The 17580-nt window shown below is 70.6% G+C and carries 11 protein-coding genes; all 11 read right to left on the bottom strand.

Annotation, left to right across the window (positions count from 1 at the left end):
• Positions 1 to 175: 175 nt before the first annotated feature.
• The 11 genes from ORI60_RS25845 to ORI60_RS25795 all read right to left on the bottom strand — a co-directional run bounded on the left by ORI60_RS25845 (position 176) and on the right by ORI60_RS25795 (position 17439).
• The gene (locus ORI60_RS25845; protein ID WP_266040498.1) at positions 176 to 1777 is read right to left on the bottom strand and encodes a PHP domain-containing protein; all 1602 of its coding nucleotides are present in this window, start codon (positions 1775 to 1777) and stop codon (positions 176 to 178) included.
• The gene (locus ORI60_RS25840; RefSeq protein ID WP_266040496.1) at positions 1777 to 3039 is read right to left on the bottom strand and encodes a jacalin-like lectin; all 1263 of its coding nucleotides are present in this window, start codon (positions 3037 to 3039) and stop codon (positions 1777 to 1779) included. The genes ORI60_RS25845 and ORI60_RS25840 overlap by 1 nt, the downstream gene beginning before the upstream one ends.
• 173 nt (positions 3040 to 3212) lie before the next feature.
• Positions 3213 to 5219 (bottom strand): cellulase family glycosylhydrolase, encoded by a 2007-nt coding sequence (locus ORI60_RS25835; protein WP_266040495.1) that lies wholly within the window; start codon positions 5217 to 5219, stop codon positions 3213 to 3215.
• Between the two features lie 12 nt (positions 5220 to 5231).
• Positions 5232 to 6689 carry a glycoside hydrolase family 43 protein gene (locus ORI60_RS25830; RefSeq protein ID WP_266040494.1) on the bottom strand — a complete coding sequence of 486 codons (1458 nt, stop codon included), beginning with the start codon at positions 6687 to 6689 and terminating at the stop codon, positions 5232 to 5234.
• Positions 6686 to 8743 carry an alpha-galactosidase gene (locus ORI60_RS25825; protein ID WP_266040493.1) on the bottom strand — a complete coding sequence of 686 codons (2058 nt, stop codon included), beginning with the start codon at positions 8741 to 8743 and terminating at the stop codon, positions 6686 to 6688. The genes ORI60_RS25830 and ORI60_RS25825 overlap by 4 nt, the downstream gene beginning before the upstream one ends.
• On the bottom strand, positions 8740 to 10722 hold the full coding sequence (locus ORI60_RS25820; RefSeq protein ID WP_266040492.1) for a beta-galactosidase: 1983 nt from the start codon (positions 10720 to 10722) through the stop codon (positions 8740 to 8742). Before ORI60_RS25820 ends, ORI60_RS25825 begins: the two co-directional genes overlap by 4 nt.
• The gene (locus ORI60_RS25815) at positions 10719 to 12755 is read right to left on the bottom strand and encodes a glycoside hydrolase family 31 protein (protein WP_266040491.1); all 2037 of its coding nucleotides are present in this window, start codon (positions 12753 to 12755) and stop codon (positions 10719 to 10721) included. The genes ORI60_RS25820 and ORI60_RS25815 overlap by 4 nt, the downstream gene beginning before the upstream one ends.
• 39 nt (positions 12756 to 12794) lie before the next feature.
• Positions 12795 to 13823 carry a LacI family DNA-binding transcriptional regulator gene (locus ORI60_RS25810; protein WP_266040490.1) on the bottom strand — a complete coding sequence of 343 codons (1029 nt, stop codon included), beginning with the start codon at positions 13821 to 13823 and terminating at the stop codon, positions 12795 to 12797.
• Between the two features lie 6 nt (positions 13824 to 13829).
• The gene (locus tag ORI60_RS25805; protein WP_266040489.1) at positions 13830 to 14798 is read right to left on the bottom strand and encodes a carbohydrate ABC transporter permease; all 969 of its coding nucleotides are present in this window, start codon (positions 14796 to 14798) and stop codon (positions 13830 to 13832) included.
• Positions 14799 to 14803: 5 nt separating this feature from the next.
• Positions 14804 to 15697 (bottom strand): ABC transporter permease, encoded by an 894-nt coding sequence (locus ORI60_RS25800; protein ID WP_266040488.1) that lies wholly within the window; start codon positions 15695 to 15697, stop codon positions 14804 to 14806.
• Between the two features lie 59 nt (positions 15698 to 15756).
• A complete protein-coding gene (locus ORI60_RS25795; RefSeq protein ID WP_266040487.1) occupies positions 15757 to 17439 on the bottom strand; it encodes an ABC transporter substrate-binding protein in 1683 nt (560 codons plus the stop codon).
• Between the last annotated feature and the right edge of the window lie 141 nt (positions 17440 to 17580).

The following is a 17580-nucleotide window of genomic DNA, read 5'->3' as shown; positions in this document are numbered from 1 at the left end:
ACCTCCGCGGAAAGTCCACTGTGGACAGGCGAGACCGCCCACCTCCCGAACCTAGCCCAGACACCGCCTCGTTCCTAGACATCGTGCCACCGCAACGGTTTTTCAGCGAATCGACGACGGCATTTCGACAACGGACGCGAATCGATCGACGCCGTTCGACGATTCCGGGCCTCGCTCAGCGTTCTGCCGCCGCGAACACCGGGTTCGAGTAGAACCAGAGGTCCTCCCACGGATCCGACCGACCGGCGACGTCGAGCGCGGGCCCCGCCGGATCGACCGCGGCACCGTGGTGTCCCGGTGCGCTCCGCTTGCCGTCGGTGCCGCGGACGCGGAGGTAGAACGGCCCGTCGACGGTGATCTGGTGGACCAGCTCGACGACACCCGAACGCTGCCGGACGTCCCAGGACTTCACGACCTTCGTGTGCGGTGCGTGCAGCACCGAGCGGTCCGCGGCGGGACCGGTGATCCTGCCTGTGATCAGGTCGACCCTGGCGAGCTCCGGCACGAACCCGGCGAAGTTCGCGCCGTCCGCGAGGTCGATCCTGATCACGACCTCCACCACGGCGCCGCGGCGCACCCGCAGCGTGCCGCCCATCCCGGCACCGGGCTCGCGCGACCCGCGCGGGCGCAGCCGCACGTCCAGGCCCGCCACGAGATCTCCGTGGCAGACCCACATCCGGCCGGCCCGCATCGCCCGCATCACCTCGCGGTGCTCGCGCCGGGTGACGCCGACCCACGTCTTGCTGTAGGCGCCGGGCGGGAACGAGCTGTACTCGATGATCGGCCTGCCGGAGTTGACGGGGTCCGGGAAGCGGCCGGTGCTGGTGAACGTGCGTCCCTCGCTGTCGTACGGCACGTTGTCGTAGGCCTGCTGGTCCAGCCGGTCGACGGGGTTCTTCACCCAGTCCCCGCAGCCCTGGTGGCCGTCGGAGGTGGCGGTGATCCACCACGGTCGCCCTTCGGCCAGCAGGCTGTCCCAGAAGCCTCCGACGGTCGCCGCGGTCCAGTCGAAACCTCCCCAGGTGCGGTAGCTCTCGGCGGGATAGCCGGGGAAGGAGAACTTGCCGGGCGCCGAGTCGTACAACCCCCGGCCGCGGGCCATGCCCGGTGCGGGCAGGCCGGCCGCCTGGTGCCCCGGCGCGCCCTCCATGCCGATCACGACGCCGGGGGCGGTGTCCCGCCAGTTGCGGGTCTCCTGCGGGGAGTTGATGCCGAGCCGGGACGGGTGGTTGGGCAGCACCAGCGCGTCGGCGACACGTCCGGTGGCCACCGCGTCGCGCAGGAACCTCAACGCCTCCAGCGCGATCGCCTCGTTGGCGGGCGTGCCGTCCCTCGTGCCGTTCACCCGCGCGTCGAACCTCGTGACGAACTCCTGGAGGAGGTCGCCCTCGTGGCGTCCCGGAGCGAGCATCAGCGTGGTGTGCTCGCCCGCCGGGATGTTCCACTCCAGCCCGGTGAACACGAGCACGTCCTCGTACTGGCGCCGCGCCGCCGCGATGTCCGCGACCAGCGGAGCAACGCTGTGCGTCGCGAACGGCACGTTGCCGTGGTCGGTGATGGTGAGCCAGCTCAGGCCGTGCTTCGCCGCTCGCCGCACCTGGGCGGCCACCGGGTACATGGCGTCGTTGCTGTACTGGCTGTGGATGTGGTGATCGCCGGCGAGCCAGAGGTAGCCGCCACGACGCTCGTCGTGCGCGTGCGCGTGCGCCGGTGTGCCGCTGAGCACGGCACCGGCCGCGAGACCCGTGCCTTTCAGGAATCCGCGCCGGTCGGTCATCAGGAGGTCCTGGTGTAGATCACGCCGAGCGAGTCGATCTCGTCACCGGAACGGCCGTGAAAACCGGCGATCTGCCAGCCCGCGGGCGCGGTGTGGGTGACGGAAGTGGACGTCTCGCTTCCACCGGCCAGGACGCGGCCCGTGCTGGTCGTGAACCCGGCGCGGAAGATCCTGGTGCGGCCGTTGTGCTGGGCCGAGTGCAGGGTGACCGACTTCAGGTACTCCCCCTGCGCCAGCGCCAGCTGCTGTGCGGTCCCGCCGCCACCGCCGTGGGTGAAGGCCGTGCCGCCGGCGAACGTGAGGCCGACCTGGTCGAGCCTCGATCCCGCGCGGAGACCGACTACGGTGACGCGCTGCCCCAGCGGAACCGAGGCGACGTCGGTGAACGGCGTGCCGTGCGGTCCGCCGAACGGGTCGCTGAGCGACAGCGCGGGGTGGAGCGTCCAGCGGAAGTCCGCCGCGATCGGGTAGTGGTCGGACAGCATCTTGTCGTCGGCGGTGCGGAAGGCCGCGTTCTCGTTGGCGTAGCGGCTCAGGTCGAGCGTGATGTACCGGTTGCCGCGGTAGAGGATCTTGTCCACGACCTCGCACGCGTCGGTGACGTTCTGGTCGTCGCACCCGATCGTCGGGCTGCCGGCCGCCGGCGGCACGCCACCGCGTTCCTCCTCGACCCAGGCGTCCTTGAGACCGTTGGCGGACAGCAGTTCGCGGATGTTGTCGGCGGCGCGGGTGTACCGGGTGTTGGTGTCGCCCGCGATGACGACGGCGTTGCCCGCCGAGTTCGCGGTGACGAACCGGGAGAGCTCGCTGATGTTCGCCCGGCGTGCGGCCAGGTCGGCCTCGGCCGAGCCCGCGTTGGCGTGCACGTTGTAGAAGTCGATCGGCACTCCCTCCGCCACCCGGATCCGCGAGAAGGTGAAGCCCTTGGGGGTCAGGCAGTCGGTGCCGTTGCACCTGTCCCACCTGTCGCGGGCGAGGTCGGAGTACTGGTGGTCCGACAACGTGTTGAGGCCGTCGCCGAAGGGAACGCCGCCGCTGGTCGGCGTGCGGAACGGATGGGTGTTGTTGGCGTAGAGCGAAGCGTGGTAGTTGAAGTCCTCCTGCACGTGGACGACGTCGTACGGCCGGATGCGCTGGCCGATGATCGGCGTGTTCACCCGCGGGTTGCCGCTGGACAGCCCTTCCGGCAGGCCGGCCACGTTGTAGCTGAGCACCGAGAACGTGCCGCTGGACGGGGGTGACGCCGTGGCAGCGCCCGGCACCACCCCCACCAGCAAGCCAACGGCAGCAACGGTTCCGGCCAATCGGACCATTCTCATCGCACGACTCCTGACGCCCGTTCGAGCTGACGTCCAGAGGGTAGGACGATGTGAATCCGATTCACATACCGCCGGAGTGACAACAACATGTACACAAAGCAACGAAAAGGGCGATCCTAATTGGACTGTGTGGCCGCACCGGTGACCGCGCTGCCGGCCTTGGTGACGTGGTAGGTGACCTTGGCGCCGCTCCAGTAGTGGAACGTGAGCGTCACCCGCGCGTCGTCCCTGACAGCGGCGAAGAAGTCCGGCGTCAGAGTCGTGTGGCCGTCGGTGTAGTTCGGCCGGAAGGCGCGGTCGTACTCCTTGAAGGACGTCCAGTCGTGCGGCCCCGCGTTGGTGCCGTCGTCGTACTTCGCCTCCATGGTGGCGAGCTGGTCGCCGCGGAAGGCCGTGGGGATCTCGAACTTCTCCGTCGTCCCCGAGGCGGCGGAGAGCACAGGGGTGTCGTAGGTGATGACGTACAACCGCCACGGCACGCCCCGGGAGAAGCGGGCCGTCAGCACGGCGTTCGTGCCGTAGCCGCGGGACCCGCTCAGCCTCGTCAGCAGCGGCGCGGTCAGGGTGAGCTGGTCGCCCGTGATCGTGTAGTCACGGCCGCGGGTCAGCTTCGTGGAGCCGTGGAAGAGGTCGGTGAACTTCGTGCCGTTGAGGTTGAGCGCGACGGTCTTGGCGGTGATGGGACTCGACTTCGCACTGAACACCTGGTCGGTGTGGGCCGTGCCGGAGCGGGTCGTCCAGCTAGACCTGATCTGCGCGTAGAGCTCGGGGTCGTTCCACTGGCCGGAGGTGCGGTTGAGGTGCTGACCGTTGTCCCACAACATGGTGGTGAGCTGCTTGGCGCGGGCGTAATGGCCGAGGTGCTCGAAGAACTTGAGCTTCTCGCCCTGCTCGATGGTGCCGGTGTGCCGGTCGAACCCGAGCAGCCCGTACTCACCGATGATCACGGGGATGCCGCGGGCGACGAAGCTGTCGTGCACGCGGTCGAACGAGTCGGTCAGGTCCTTCTGCGCGGTCGCGTCGTACCGCGTGCCACCGGCGACGTTCACGCTGAACGGCCAGTAGCCGTAGTAGTGCACGGTCGCGATCAGGTTGGGGTCGGCGAAGCCGCGGATCTGGTCCACGAGCGGGTCGACGTACGTCTGCTCGGACGAGGTGTGCAGGGTCGGCAGGACCAGCAGGCGGGTGGCGTTGTTGCCGCCCGACCGCCGCACGATGTCGTGGAACGACGCGTTCAGCTCGCTGTTGAGCTGGATCTCCTGCGGCTTGCCGGTGCTCCCGGTGAACTGCGGCTCGTTCCAGCTCTCGAAGGTCAGCTTGGGGCCGAACTCCGCGAAGGCGCCCGCCAGCTGCGTCCAGACGGAGTTGAACCGGGCGAGCACGGTGTCGTGGTCCGCGGGCATGGTCGAGATCCATTGCCACGAGTCGTGGTGGATGTTGACCATCACGTACAGGTCGCGGGCCAAGGCCCAGCGCACGACCTCCTTGACACGGGCGAGGTACGCCGGCTCGATCACGTGGTCGGCCCCCAGATGCGCGCTCCACGTGACGGGCAGGCGCACGCTCTTGAAGCCCTGCGCCTTGACGTTGTCCAGCAGGGCTTCGGTGATGCGCGGGTTGCCCCACGACGTCTCGTCGCCGCCCGTCGAGTCGAGCGTGTTGCCCAGGTTCCAGCCCGGCTGCATCGCCGCGGTGTGCTGCATCGCGCTCAGCCGCGGGCCGCCGTGGACGCAGGTGACCCCGTTGAGGGAAAACGACAACGGTGCCGTGTTGGCCTCCGCCCAGGTGCCGCGGAAGCCGAACTTCACCGTCGCACCGGTCGCGATCCTGGCGTTGTGGCCGGCGTCCTCGGCGGTGACCTGATGACCGGACTCGGTGATCCTCGCGTTCCAGCCGTGGCCCGCCTCCTGGCCGGACGGCCACTCCCAGCTCAGCTCCCAGCCGTCGAGGGGAGCGCCGCGGTTGGTCACGGCGACGTCGGCGACGAAGCCGCCCTGCCACTGGCCCGTCGTCGAGTAGGTGATCTCGCAGCCGGTCTCGGCGGCCGCGGACGCTGTCGCCGGCACGACGGCGGCCACCAGGGCCACCACCGCGCCGAGCACTGCCCTGCGTGATCCGTTCATGAGCCCTCGCATTCAGTTGAGCCGCTGGTACTCGAACCAGTCGAAGTGGACGGTCCCCGCCGCGGCGAACAGGCCGATGACGCGGCCGGTGAACCCACCGGCGACCTCGGTCGAGAGGTACTTCCCGTCGAGCGTGGCGAGCGGGGTGAAGGTGCCGTCGGGTTCCTCCACGCCGAACGACAGGGTGTCGGGCCCGGAACGCGCGTCCCGCGGCGTCCGGGCCTCGTCCACCCGCACCGCCAGCACCAGCGGTCCCTCCGGCACCGGCCGGGAAGCGACCACGCTGCACACCGGTCCGACGCGCGCGAGAACCCGCACCTCGCCGTACGCGACCTCGATCTCGTAGTGGTGTTCCTCGTCGAGCCGGACCGCCAGGCCACCGCGGCCCTCCGCCGGGTCGAGCAGTGTGCGGGCGAGGCACGACAAGTGTTGCTGGCGACGCCCGGCGAACACCACGGCGGGATCGTCCATTCCGGACCCGCGGGCGTGCAGGGTGAGCCAGCCCGGCCGTTCCTTCGTGGTGCAGTGCTGCTCGGAGCGGTCGCGCAGGGAGATCCAGCACGGTCGCAGCTCGGCGAGGTCGAAGTCGTCCCGTTCCGGTGCAACGGAACCATGCGCACCGGAGACCAGCTCGCCGACCACCGGCCAGCCGTCGGTCCACGTCACCGGCGCCAGGAAGGTCTCCCGGCCGAGCACGTGCCAGCCGGGTGTGCCGCCGCCGGGCCGCACGCCGAGCAGCACCATCCACCACGCGCCGTCCGGTGCCTGCACCAGATCCGCGTGACCGGTGTTCTGGACGCGCTCGTCGGTGCCGCGGTGGCTCAGGACCGGATTGGCGGGACAGGGCTCGAACGGGCCGTCCGGCGACGAGGCGCGGGCGATCGAGACGCCGTGGCCGCGCTCGGTGCCGCCCTCGGCGATCATCAGGTACCAGTGGTCGCCGATCCGGTACAGGTGCGGCGCTTCCGGTGCCTTGGCGCCGGGGGTGCCGGACCAGAGCGGTCGCGGCTCACCGAACGTCTCACCGGTCGCCGGGTCGACGCGGTACTGCCGCACCCCCGCCACCGTGCACCAGCAGGTGCCCTCGTCGTCCCAGGCCAGGTCGGGGTCGATGCCGGCGACCCCGGGCAGTGGCACCGGGTCGGACCACGGCCCGGCGGGATCGGTGGCGGTGAACACCATGTTGCCGCCGCCGTGGCTCACGCTCGTGACGACCAGCCAGAACCGGCCGTCGTGGTGGCGCAGCGTCGGCGCGTAGATCCCCGCCGACGACGGTGTCTCCGCGGTCAGGTGGAGTTGGCTGGTGCGCTCCAGGGCGTTGCCGATCTGCGTCCAGCTCTTCAGGTCCCGGCTGTGGAAGACGGGGATGCCGGGGAAGTACTCGAAGCTGGAGCACACCAGGTAGTAGTCCTCCCCCACCCGGCAGACGCTCGGGTCGGGGTGCATTCCGGGGATCACGGGGATCGTCACCGGGCAGCTCCTCTGCTCGTGAGCCGGTACAGCACGGCGGAGGGTGGCGCGGGCAGGGTCAGCGCGAGCTCCGCCGTCTCCGGACACCACCTGGCGGCCGACCGCGAGGCAGCCGGGTACAGCCGGTCCACGACGACGTCCACATCGGACAGATGCGGCAACGTCAGCGCCGCGGTGTCCTCACCGCCCCGGCGCCAGACGGTCAGGTAGGTGGTGGTGGCCGTCGACAGGGCGAGCGCCGTCCACGGGTCGTCCCAGCCGGGAAGGCCGAGCGGCCAGGCGGGCACCGCTCGCGGCAGGTCGGCGCGGATGTCCTTGTACACGGCCAAGGCCTCGTGGACGAGCGCGAGCGCCGCCGGCCGGAGCTCGGCGATCCGCCCGGAGAGGTGGACGCGGCCGAGCAGCGCGCTCGCCATGGTGAAGGCGACCTCGTCGAGCGAGTCTTCCGGTTGCGGGTAGGCCCAGACCGCGCCCTGCTCCGGCGTCACGGCGGTCGGCGCGGAGGCCGCGATGGGCGCGTACCGGCCGAGGTTCTGCTGGTCGCTGGTCGACTGGAGCTGCAGTCGCGACAGCAGCGCGTGGTCCATGCGCATGCCCCCGGACGCGCAGTTCTCCAGGACCAGGTGCGGATGCCGGTCCAGCACGCCGTCGAGCCAGTCGAGGTGGGCGCGGTTGTGACCGAGCAGGCCGTCGGCCGGGGTCTCGCCCGCACGCGAACTGGTGCCGGAGCCGGGGTTGATGTTGTGGTCCAGCTTCAGGTAGCCGACGCCGTGCTCCCCGGCCAGGCGGTCCACGACCTCGTCGAGGTGGGCCCTGGCCGCGGGGTGGCGCAGGTCGAGGTGGTAGCGGGCGCTGTCGGTGACGCGCACGCCGTCGCGGCGGAAGAACGCCTCCTCCGGCAGGATCCCGGCGACCGGGCTGCGCACTCCGACGACCTCCGGCTCCAGCCACAGGCCGGGAACCACGCCCCGGTCCCGGATGTGGTCGAGCACGTCCTGAAGGCCACCGGGGAACCGGGTGCGGGACGGCCGCCACGCACCGACGGTGTCCCACCAGCTCTCCCCCTCCTCGGCGTACCAGCCGGCGTCGATGACGAAGTACTCCGCACCCGCGCCGGCCGCGGCGTCGATCAACGGCAGCAGCTTGGCGGTGGTGGGGTCGCCCATGAGGCAGTTCATGTAGTCGTTGAACACGACCGGAAGGCGCTCGTGGTCCGGGTGAGGCCTGCGGGTCACGCGCCGGTACCGGGTCAGCGCCGCGAACGCCGCGTCCGGTCCCCCGTCCTCGGTGAAGGCCAGCGCGACAGGCACGGTGCGGAACTCGTCGCCGGGTACCAGCACGCGGCTCCAGCCGTGGGCGCGGTCCTCCGGCCCGGACAGCGCCACGTACCCCGCACCGTCGTGCTCGCCGCACTCCCAGCGCCAGCCGCCGCCGTTGTGCTCGATCTGCCAGACCCACGTCCGGCCGGTGACGCGGTCGGTGAGCCCGCCCATCGGCAGCCGGCCGCAGCTGGACCAGACACCGCGCCCGGTGACGGCGAACGCCGCCTTGGGCCGGGCCGCGCGGTGCCGCCCGTCCCGGTCCGCGGTGGTCAGCCGCACGGGCTCACGCCGCCAGCGGCACTCCGCGAGCCAGTCGTTCTCCGCCCACAGCACGTCGGCCGCGTCCACCGCCGCGAGCTGTCCCTCGACGAGGGAGGTGACCGACTCCAGGCGCAGCGGTGCGTCCCCCTCGTTGCGCACGAGGACTTCGCAGCGCACCACGGGAATGCCCTCCGGCGACCGGTAGGTCACCTCCACCGCCACGCCGCTCACCTCGTCGCACAACTCGACGACGAGCACCTTCCAGTCCTCTTCGGACGACGACCGGTGGGCCCGGTACCTCAGCCGCTCACCGATCGCCGTGCCGACGAGGTTGTCGCTCGACCAGATGCTGCCGTGGCCGGCGGTCATGACCTCCACCAGCGGCAGGGAACTCCCGGCGCGGCGCACCGCGTCGTCGGTGATCTCGAGGTCCCACGCCAGTGCGCCGTGACCCCAGTGGATCGTGTTCACAGCGGACCTGCCTCCTTCAGCACAGCGCACCCACCGGCCGGCAGCTCCCGCACCGGTGCGCCCGTCAGCACGTCATCCGCGCCTTCGGGCAGGGACACGGGTCCGGTGCGGTGGTTCAGCACGAACTGCCAGCGGCGGCCGTCCTCGCCCTCGCGGACGACGACTTCGACGCCGGGCGGCAGGCCGGGCAGGACCGGGCCGACGCCGGCGGAGTCCAGCAAGCGGGACACCAGTGCCCTGTAGTCCGCGTCGTCGAGCCGCGTGGACAGGTACCAGGCGTCGCCCGCACCGCAGCGGTTCCGGGTCAGCGCGGGAGAACCGGCGAGTGCGCCGTGGGTGTAGGTGGCGACGACTTCCGCACCCTGCGCCCGCACCCACTCGCTCCAGACCGTGCCGTGCGAGGAGTCGGAGAGGACGATCCGTTCCTCGTGCCGCAGCGGCCGGTACTCCTCGACGCGGATGCCCAGCGCCTCGCGCAACGGGGCGGCCGGGTAACCGCCGAGCCGGGCGTGCCCGCGGCTGTCGACGACTCCGCTGAAGTGCTGGACCAGCAGCGTGCCACCGTTGAAGACGTAACGCCGCAGGTTCTCCGCGCCCGCGTCGGAGAGCAGGTACAGCGCAGGCGCGACGACGAGCCGGTACCGGCCCAGGTCCGCTTCCGGGTGCGCGAAGTCGGTGACGACGCCGTTGTCCCACAACGCCCGGTGCGCGTTGCGCAGCGCGGAGTGGTAGTCCAGTTCGGACGAGGGCAGGCCGTCGGAGTTCAGCCCCCACCAGGCGTCGGAGTCGTGCAGCACGGCCACGTCCGCGGTCACGGTCGAGCCCGCGAGCCCGCCGAGCCGGGACACGGCCTCGCCCGTCGCCTTCACCTCGGTGAAGACCCGGCTGTCGGGACCCGCGTGCGGGACCATCGCCGAGTGCCACTGCTCCGCGCCCGCCTTCGACTGGCGCCACTGGAAGAACAGCGCGCCGTCCGAGCCGCGGGCGATGTGGCCGAGCGAGTGCCGCAGGATCTCGCCGGGTTCCTTGGCCAGCGTCCGGCCCTGCTCGTAGACAGTGCTGGTGCCCTGTTCCATCAGCAGCCACGGCCTGCCACCGCCGAACGAACGGGCCCGGTCCGCGGCGAACGCCACGTCCGCCGCGGCGTCGAGACCCGGCCGGTCCGGGTAGTGGTCGATCGCGACCAGGTCGACCTCGCGGCTCAGCGCCCACAGGTCGACGTTCTGGTAGCCGGGCTGCATCATGTTGGTCGTCACCGGCCGGTCGCTGTGCGCGCGGATCGCGTCCCGCTGCTCGGCGTAGGCGGCGACCACCTCGTCGGAGAAGAACCGGCTGAAGTCCAGCGTGAGACCGGGGTTGCGGTGCCACTGGGTGGCACGCGGCGGCAGGACCTGCTCCCAGCTGCCGTACCGCTGGCTCCAGAACGCCGTCCCCCACGCCTCGTTGAGCGCGTCGAGCGAGCCGTGCCGGGCGCGCAGCCAGACTCGAAACGCGGCGGCGGTGTGCTCGCACCAGCACAAGGTCACGTACTCGTTGTGCACGTGCCACAACGCGACCGCCGGGTGGTCGCCGTAGCGTTCCGCGAGCGCGGAGGCGATGCGCCGGGCCGCCGTGCGGTAGGCCGGGGCGCTGACGCAGTACGTGTCACGGCTGCCGTGGACCAGCCTGGTGCCCTCTCGGGTGACCGGCATGGCGTCCGGGTGGGCCAGCGTGAACCACGGCGGCGGTGACGCGGTCGGCGTGGCGAGGTCTACCGCGACCCCGTTGGCGTGCAGGCGGTCCAGGTGCGCGTCGAGCCACGCGAAGTCGTAGCGGCCTTCCTCCGGCTCGAGCAGTGCCCAGGAGAAGACGCCGACCGTGGCCAGGTTGACCCCGGCCTCGCGCATCAGCTCGTCGTCCTCCTTCCACACCCGCTCGTCCCACTGCTCGGGGTTGTAGTCCCCGCCGAAGGCCAGGCCGCCCAGCCGATCCGCGATCACGCCTCCTCCCGCACGGGCAGGCGGGCGCCGTCGCGCAGGAACAGCGGGATGCGGTCGAGCGGGGCCGCGACGGTGACCGTGCGCCCGCCGTCGTGCTCCTCGCCGGTCCACGCGTCGGTCCACCGCGCCCCGGCGGGCAGGTGGACGTCGCGCTCGCGGGCGCCCGCCTCGGTGATCGGGGCCACGAGCAGGTCGGGGCCGAGCAGGAACGCGTCCTCGACCCGCCACGCCGCCGGGTCGTCCGGGAACTCCAGGAACACCGGCCGCATCGGCGGGACACCGGTCTCGGAGGCCGTGCGCATCTGCTCCATGACGTAGGGGCGCAGGCGTTCACGCAGCCGGAGGTGCGCGGCGAGGATCTCGTACGCCTGCTCGCCGTAGGACCAGACCTCGTTGGCGAGCCCGGTCATCGCGGGCTCCAGCACCTGCTCGTCGCCGCGGAACCCGTGCAGGCGGAACAGCGGGCAGAAGGCGCCGTACTGGAACCAGCGCACGAGGACCTCGCGGTAGGCGGGGTCGTCCGGGTCGCCGCCGTGGAAGCCGCCGATGTCGGTCGTCCACCAGGGGATGCCGGACATCATCACGTTCAGCCCGGCCTTGATCTGGGTGCGCAGCGTGGCGAAGTCCGTGCCGATGTCACCGGACCACAGCGCGGCGCCGTACCTCTGCGCGCCCGCCCACGAGGAGCGGTTGAGCGAGATGATCTCGGTCTCCCCCGCCGCGCGCAGTCCGTCGTGGACGGTCCTGGCGTTCTCGCGCGGGTAGAGGTTGCCGACCTCCAGGCCGGGACCCGCGTGGTAGCGCAGGTTGTACTGGTGGCCCGGTTTGAGCTCGGGCTCGCCCGCGTCCAGCCAGTACACGGAGATGCCGAGGTCGTGGTAGCCGCGCCGGATCCGTTCCCAGACGTACTCGCGCGCCTCGGGGTTGGTGGCGTCGTAGAAGGCGACCTGGGCGGAGTAGGCGCCGAGCCCCTTGTCCGGCCAGTCGGCGTGCGCCATCGGCCCGAACTCGGTGCCGACGAACAGGCCCTGGTTCAGCATGGGGTGGTAGTTCTCGCTGGCCGGGCTGACCGAGGGCCAGACCGAGACCATCGGCTTGACGCCCATCTCCTCCAGCTCGCGGACCATCGCCGCGGGGTCGGGCCACTCGGCGGGGTCGAACTTCCACTCACCGAGGTGGGTCCAGTGGAAGAAGTCGCAGACGATGACGGACAGCGGCAGCCCGCGCCGCCGGTACTCGCGGGCGACCTCCAGCAGTTCCTCCTGGGTGCGGTAGCGCAGCTTGCACTGCCAGAAGCCCGACGCCCACTCGGGAAGCTCCGGCGAGTGCCCCGTGACGTCCGCGTAGCGCCGCAGCACGTCGGCGGGCTTGCCCGCGGTGACCCAGTAGTCGATCTGGCGGGCGCTGTCGGACACCCAGCGCGTGCCGGTCTCCGCGAGCTCCACCCGCCCGATCGCGGGCGAGTTCCACAGCAGGCCGTAGCCGCGGTCGGAGACCAGCAGCGGGATGGTGACCTCGGCGTTGCGCTGGACGAGGTCGACGACCGCGCCCTTCTGGTCGAGCATGCCGTGGGTGTGCTGGCCGAGGCCGTAGAGCCGTTCTCCCGGGTAGGCGCGAAAACGCTGCTCCAGGCGGTGGTGCCCGTTGCCCGTCGCGGTGGCGAGCCGCGGCCCCGGCCACCAGAAGTGGGGCGCCTCCTCGGCGAGGAGCTCGGAGCCGTCCTCGGTCCTGCTGAACGTCAGCCTGCCCGCGGAGGCCCCCAGTTCCGGGGTCAGGGCGCCTTCGGTGCCGGCGTCGATCCGGACGGTGAGCGCGCCGTGGACGAGCGTGGCGTGGTGCTCGGAGATCTTGACCTCCACCGGGCCGCCTTCCGGGGGCGTGCCGAGCAACGCGCCGGGGAGGTCGTCGAGCAGCGGACCGCCGGGGGTGGCGCGCACGCGGACCCCGTCGGAACCCCACGCCTCGACTCGGAGCGTCTCGCCCCTGGCCCGCCATTCGAGCGCGGTGCCGAGGTCTCGGAAGTACTGGGGCATGCGGAAGCTCCTCACGTTCCTGGATTAGTGCGGAGAAGGTCAGGGCAGCAGCGGCGCGGGTCCCGTGCTCTCGCGCACGGTCAGCGTCGGGATGAGCAGAGCCCGGTCGTCGTCCGGACGGCCGCCGTCGCCCGCCGCGGCGAGCCTGCCCATGATCTGTTCCACGGCGACCCGGCCGAGCTCCTGCGCGGACCCGGTCACCGCCGTGAGCCTCGGCGCGAACTGCTCGGCGAGCTGGTCCTGGCAGAGCGCGATCACCGAGACGTCCTCGGGGACCGTCCGCCCGCTGGTGCGCAGCAGGGTGAGCAACGGCCCGATCGCGCCCTCGTTCTGCACCACGAACCCGGTGGTGCCGGGACGGTCGGCGAGCACGCGGGCGAGCGCGCCCGCCGTGCTCTCGTAGGTGCCCTCGCAGGTCCGGTGCAGGAAGCGCAGACCGCGCTGCCCGGCCCTGTCGCGGAACCCGGCGAGCGTGCGCTCGGCGTAGCCCGCGTGCCGGTGGTAGACCCCGGACCCGTAGCCGATGAACGCGATCTCGCGGTGGCCGAGATCGGCGAGGTGGTCCGCGCACAACGCGCCGGCCGCGACGAAGTCGTGGTCCACGCAGGACACTCCGCGGGCGTCGTCGGCCAGCCCGATCAGCGTGGCCTGGGTGCCCTGCGCGCGCAGCACCGGGATGCGTTCGTCGTCCAGCTCGACGTCCATCAGGATCAGACCGTCCGCCAGACCGCTGGCGGCGATCCTGCGGACCCCGTCCGGCCCCTCGTCGTTGGTGATCAGCAGGACGTCGTACCCGTGCTGGCGGGCCGCCGTGGTCACCGCGATCGCGATCTCCATCATCACCGGGACGTAGACGTCGGTGCGCAACGGCACCATCAGCGCGATGATGTGCGACCGCCGCGCGGCCAGCGCCCGCGCACCGGCGTTGGGGTGGTACCCGAGCTCCCGCACCGCGGTGCGCACCCGGCGGCGGGTCTCCTCGGAGATCGCGCGCTTGCCGCTGAGCACGTAGCTGACCGTGCTGGACGACACGCCCGCGTGCCTGGCCACGTCGGCAATGGTCACCATGGATGTTCAGCCCTTGATCGCGCCGGTCAGGACGCCCGTGCGGAAGTGCTTCTGCACGAACGGGTAAACGATGAGCAGCGGCACGAGCGTCAGCACCACGACGGCCATCTGCAGCGACAGCGGCGCCGTCTGGGAGAACGCCGTGCCGAAGCCGGAGTTGACCGAGCCCGGCATGCCGTTGCCCCGGTTGACGTACGTGTACAGCACGTACTGCAGCGGCCACTTCTCGCTGTCCGTCGGCATGTACAGCATGACGTTGAAGAACGAGTTCCAGTAGCCGACGCCGTAGAAGAGCGCCATCACCGCGGTCACCGCGCGCGAGGTCGGCAGCACGATCGACCACAGGATCCGCCAGTCCCCCGCGCCGTCGATCCGCGCGGCCTCGATCAGGTCGGCCGAGGTGCTCGAGTAGAACGACCGCAGGATGAGGATGTTGAAGACGGAGATCGCGCTCGGCAGGATCAGCGACCACCACTGGCCGTAGCCGCCCAGCCCCGTCACGACCAGGAAGGTCGGGATCAGGCCGCCGTTGACGAACATGGTGACGATCAACAGGGTCAGCAGGAAGCGGTGCGCGAACGAGCGCGACCGCGACAGGCCGTAGGCGCACATGACCGAGACCACCATCGACACGACGGTGCCAGCCGCGGTGATGCCGAGGCTCACCAGCAGCGCGGTGCGCACCGTGGTGTCCTCCAGCATCACCCGGTAGGCCTCGAACGTCAGTCCGTCGGGCCAGATCACGAGCCCCCCGGCGCGGGTCACCGCGCCCTGGGTGGACAGGCTGGTCACCACGATGATCCACAACGGCACCAGCATCACCAGCAGCACGCCGCCGAGGGTGAGGCCCTTGACCGCCTCGCCGGCGACCGTCGGCGGTTCCTCCCACGCCGGCCGCGTGTTCCGCTTCCTCCTGCGCACCGGCCGCGGCGCGGGAGCTTCCGCGACCTCGCGCATGCGTTCGATCGTGAGCATGTCGGTCATCTCCGGTACAACCCGTCTTCGCCGAAGGCGTGCGCCAGCTTGTTCGCACCCCAGATGAGCAGCAGCGAGATCACGCTCTTGAACAGACCCGCCGCCGCGCCGTAGCTGTAGTCACCGGTCGCGATGCCGTAGTAGAACGAGAAGGTGTCCAGCACGTCCGCGGTGTCGTAGCCCACGGCGTTGCGCTGGATCAGGAACTGCTCGAACCCGACGGTCAGCGCGTTTCCCAGGCGCAGCACCAGCATCAGCACGATCACGCCGCGCAGGCCGGGCAGGGTGATGTGCCACAGCCGCCGCCACCGTCCGGCGCCGTCCGCCGCCGCGGCCTCGTAGAGGTCGGTGTTGACGGCGGCGAGCGCGGCCAGGAACACGATGATCCCCCAGCCCGCCTCCTTCCAGACCACCTGGGCGGAGACCAGCAACGCGAAGGTGTCCGGGTTCGTCATGACGTCCCAGGTACCGATGTCGTTGTTGCGCAGGAAGTGGTTGAGCGCGCCCGCGCCGCCGAGCATCTGCTGGAAGATCGTGATGGCCAGCACCCACGAGAAGAAGTGCGGCAGGTAGACGACCGACTGGATGAAGTTGCGCACCCGTTGGGACAGCACGGAGTTGAGCAGCAGCGCCAGCGCGATCGGCACCGGGAAGAACAGGACGAGCTGGACGAAGCTCAGGTACAGCGTGTTCTGCACCGCGTTCCAGAAGTTCGCGTCGCCGAACAGCCGCTGGAACTGGTCGAGACCCGCCCACGTGCTGTACCAGATCCCGGCCAGCGGGTCGTACTCCTGGAACGCGGTGACGAGCCCGAACAGCGGGACGTAGTTGAAGACCAGCAGCAGCACGACAGCGGGCAGCGTCATCAGGATCAGCGACCGGTCGCGGCGCAACCTCACCCGCCAGTGCGGTCGCGCCGGTCGCGTCCCCCTGTCCGGCCGCGTCGGGGTCGCCGTGGTCACTGCCCGGTGCCGTGCTTCTGCAGGACGTTCTCATCGGTCCACTGGATGAGCTTGTCCCCGCCACCGCTGCTCTTCCAGCTCGCCACGGCGTCCTTCACCTCGGCCACCGACTTCTTGCCGTGGATGCAGTCCCTCATCGCGTCCTCGACCTGCTGCGCGGCGTCCGCGGTGGCCTGCGCCTGGGGCATGCTGATGTTCATGTTCCAGAAGACCGGCTTGGCCAGTGCCTTCACGTTGGCGGCCTGCCAGGCGCAGTAGTCCTGGGTGACGAAGTCGACGCCGGGGCTGTTGACCACCGCAGCGGGCGCGGCCAGGAACGGGTAGGTCTGCGCCTGGACCTCCTTCTTGCCGGCCTCGGTGGCCGTCGGCACGCCGTCGACCATCGTGAAGTGGGTGCCCTCGACGCCGAAGTTGACCATCGTGAACTCGGCGGAGCCGTACGGGGCCGCGAGGTAGTTCGCGACGGCCAGGCACTCCTCGATCTGCTCGGGCTTGAGGTTGATGTTGAGGTAGCTCATGATGCTGGCGCCCGCGCCCATGTCGACGCGCGGCGTGCTCTTGCCGTCGGCGGCGATGATGTTGAACGCCCCGCGCCGGTAGTTCGGGTCGGCGGCCCTGCCGGACTGCAGGTCGGCGAGGTTCCACGTTCCCGTGCCACTGCTGGAGATGAGCGTCTTCCCGCCGTAGAACCGCGTGTTGCCGTTGGCGTTGTCGCCCGCCAGCGCGTCGGGGTGCACGTACCCGGACGTCGCGAGCCGGTTGTTCCAGTCGAGCGCCGCGTAGAACTCCTCGGTCTCGTACAGGTGGACCAGCTTCCCGTTGTCCACCCGCCACTTCAGCGGTGCGCCGAAGGAGGTGTAGAGGTAGCGGTAGACGTCGTCGAACGCCCACACGCCGCTCTTGGCGTCGGTCAGCTCCTTGCCGAGCCTCATCAGGTCGTCGGCGGACTTCACCTGGTCGGCGGTGATGCCCTTGGCGTCGAAGATGTCGCGGCGGTAGTAGAGCGTCCCCGCGATCTGGAAACCGGTGGCGTGGGAGGGAATCCCGTAGAGCTTCTCGCCCCAGGCGCCGGTGCGCCACGCGGCGGTCGGGATGGCCGCGAGGTTGGGGTACTTCTTGATGTTGTCGCCGGACAGGTGGGGCGTCAGGTCCGCGAGCTGGTTCCCCACCAGCCCGCCGACGTTCATCTGGGAGTTCCACCAGGTCGGCAGCTGGATCCAGTCCGGCAGCCGCTTCGAGGCGGTCATCGTCGGGATGATGGTGTTGTAGTTGTTGCCGTCCGCCGGCTTCATCTCCAGCTGGACACCCAGGGCCTTGTTCATGGCCGCGTAGAACGCGTTGTCGGCGGGCGGGATGGTGCCCCACAGCGGCGTGACCGCCGAGTACTTCCCGCCCTTGCCCGGGACGCCGGACACCGTGGCGACCCGGTTCGCCGGGTAGCTGAGGAAACCGGGGCTCGTCATCACGTCGGGGCCGCCCGCGACGGACGGGATGTCCGGTTTGATCGACGTGTTCGGCACGTAGGCCGGTAACACGGCCTTGAGAGCGGCTTCCGAACCGACTCCGGCCCGCTGCGCCGGGCCGCTTCCGCAGGCGGACAGCAGTGGTCCCATCGCGACGAGCCCTGCCGCCGAGACGGCGGCGTTCAGGAAGCTTCTGCGGTTCAACTCGTTGCCCATGGCGGAACCGATCCTTCACCGTTGAAGTGTCGAAGCGCTTAAACAGATGTCGGGGAGGTTAGTGACGCAGGTCGCATCAGACAAGACCGTTGACAGCAGAAACCTCTGCGTGACAACGTCGAAACGCTTCAACGCTAGCTC

Source organism: Lentzea sp. NEAU-D7 (genome assembly GCF_026242055.1).
Lineage (GTDB): Bacteria > Actinomycetota > Actinomycetes > Mycobacteriales > Pseudonocardiaceae > Lentzea.
The sequence above is the reverse complement of the archived record's forward strand: the minus strand, read 5'-3'. Positions and strand labels throughout refer to the sequence as shown.

Coding starts and splice junctions, on each gene's coding strand:
- ORI60_RS25805 (WP_266040489.1), bottom strand. CDS start 14,798: ATGCTCACGATCGAACGCATGCGCGAGGTCGCGGAAGCTCCCGCGCCG.
- ORI60_RS25845 (WP_266040498.1), bottom strand. CDS start 1,777: ATGACCGACCGGCGCGGATTCCTGAAAGGCACGGGTCTCGCGGCCGGT.
- ORI60_RS25795 (WP_266040487.1), bottom strand. CDS start 17,439: ATGGGCAACGAGTTGAACCGCAGAAGCTTCCTGAACGCCGCCGTCTCG.
- ORI60_RS25835 (WP_266040495.1), bottom strand. CDS start 5,219: ATGAACGGATCACGCAGGGCAGTGCTCGGCGCGGTGGTGGCCCTGGTG.
- ORI60_RS25810 (WP_266040490.1), bottom strand. CDS start 13,823: ATGGTGACCATTGCCGACGTGGCCAGGCACGCGGGCGTGTCGTCCAGC.
- ORI60_RS25815 (WP_266040491.1), bottom strand. CDS start 12,755: ATGCCCCAGTACTTCCGAGACCTCGGCACCGCGCTCGAATGGCGGGCC.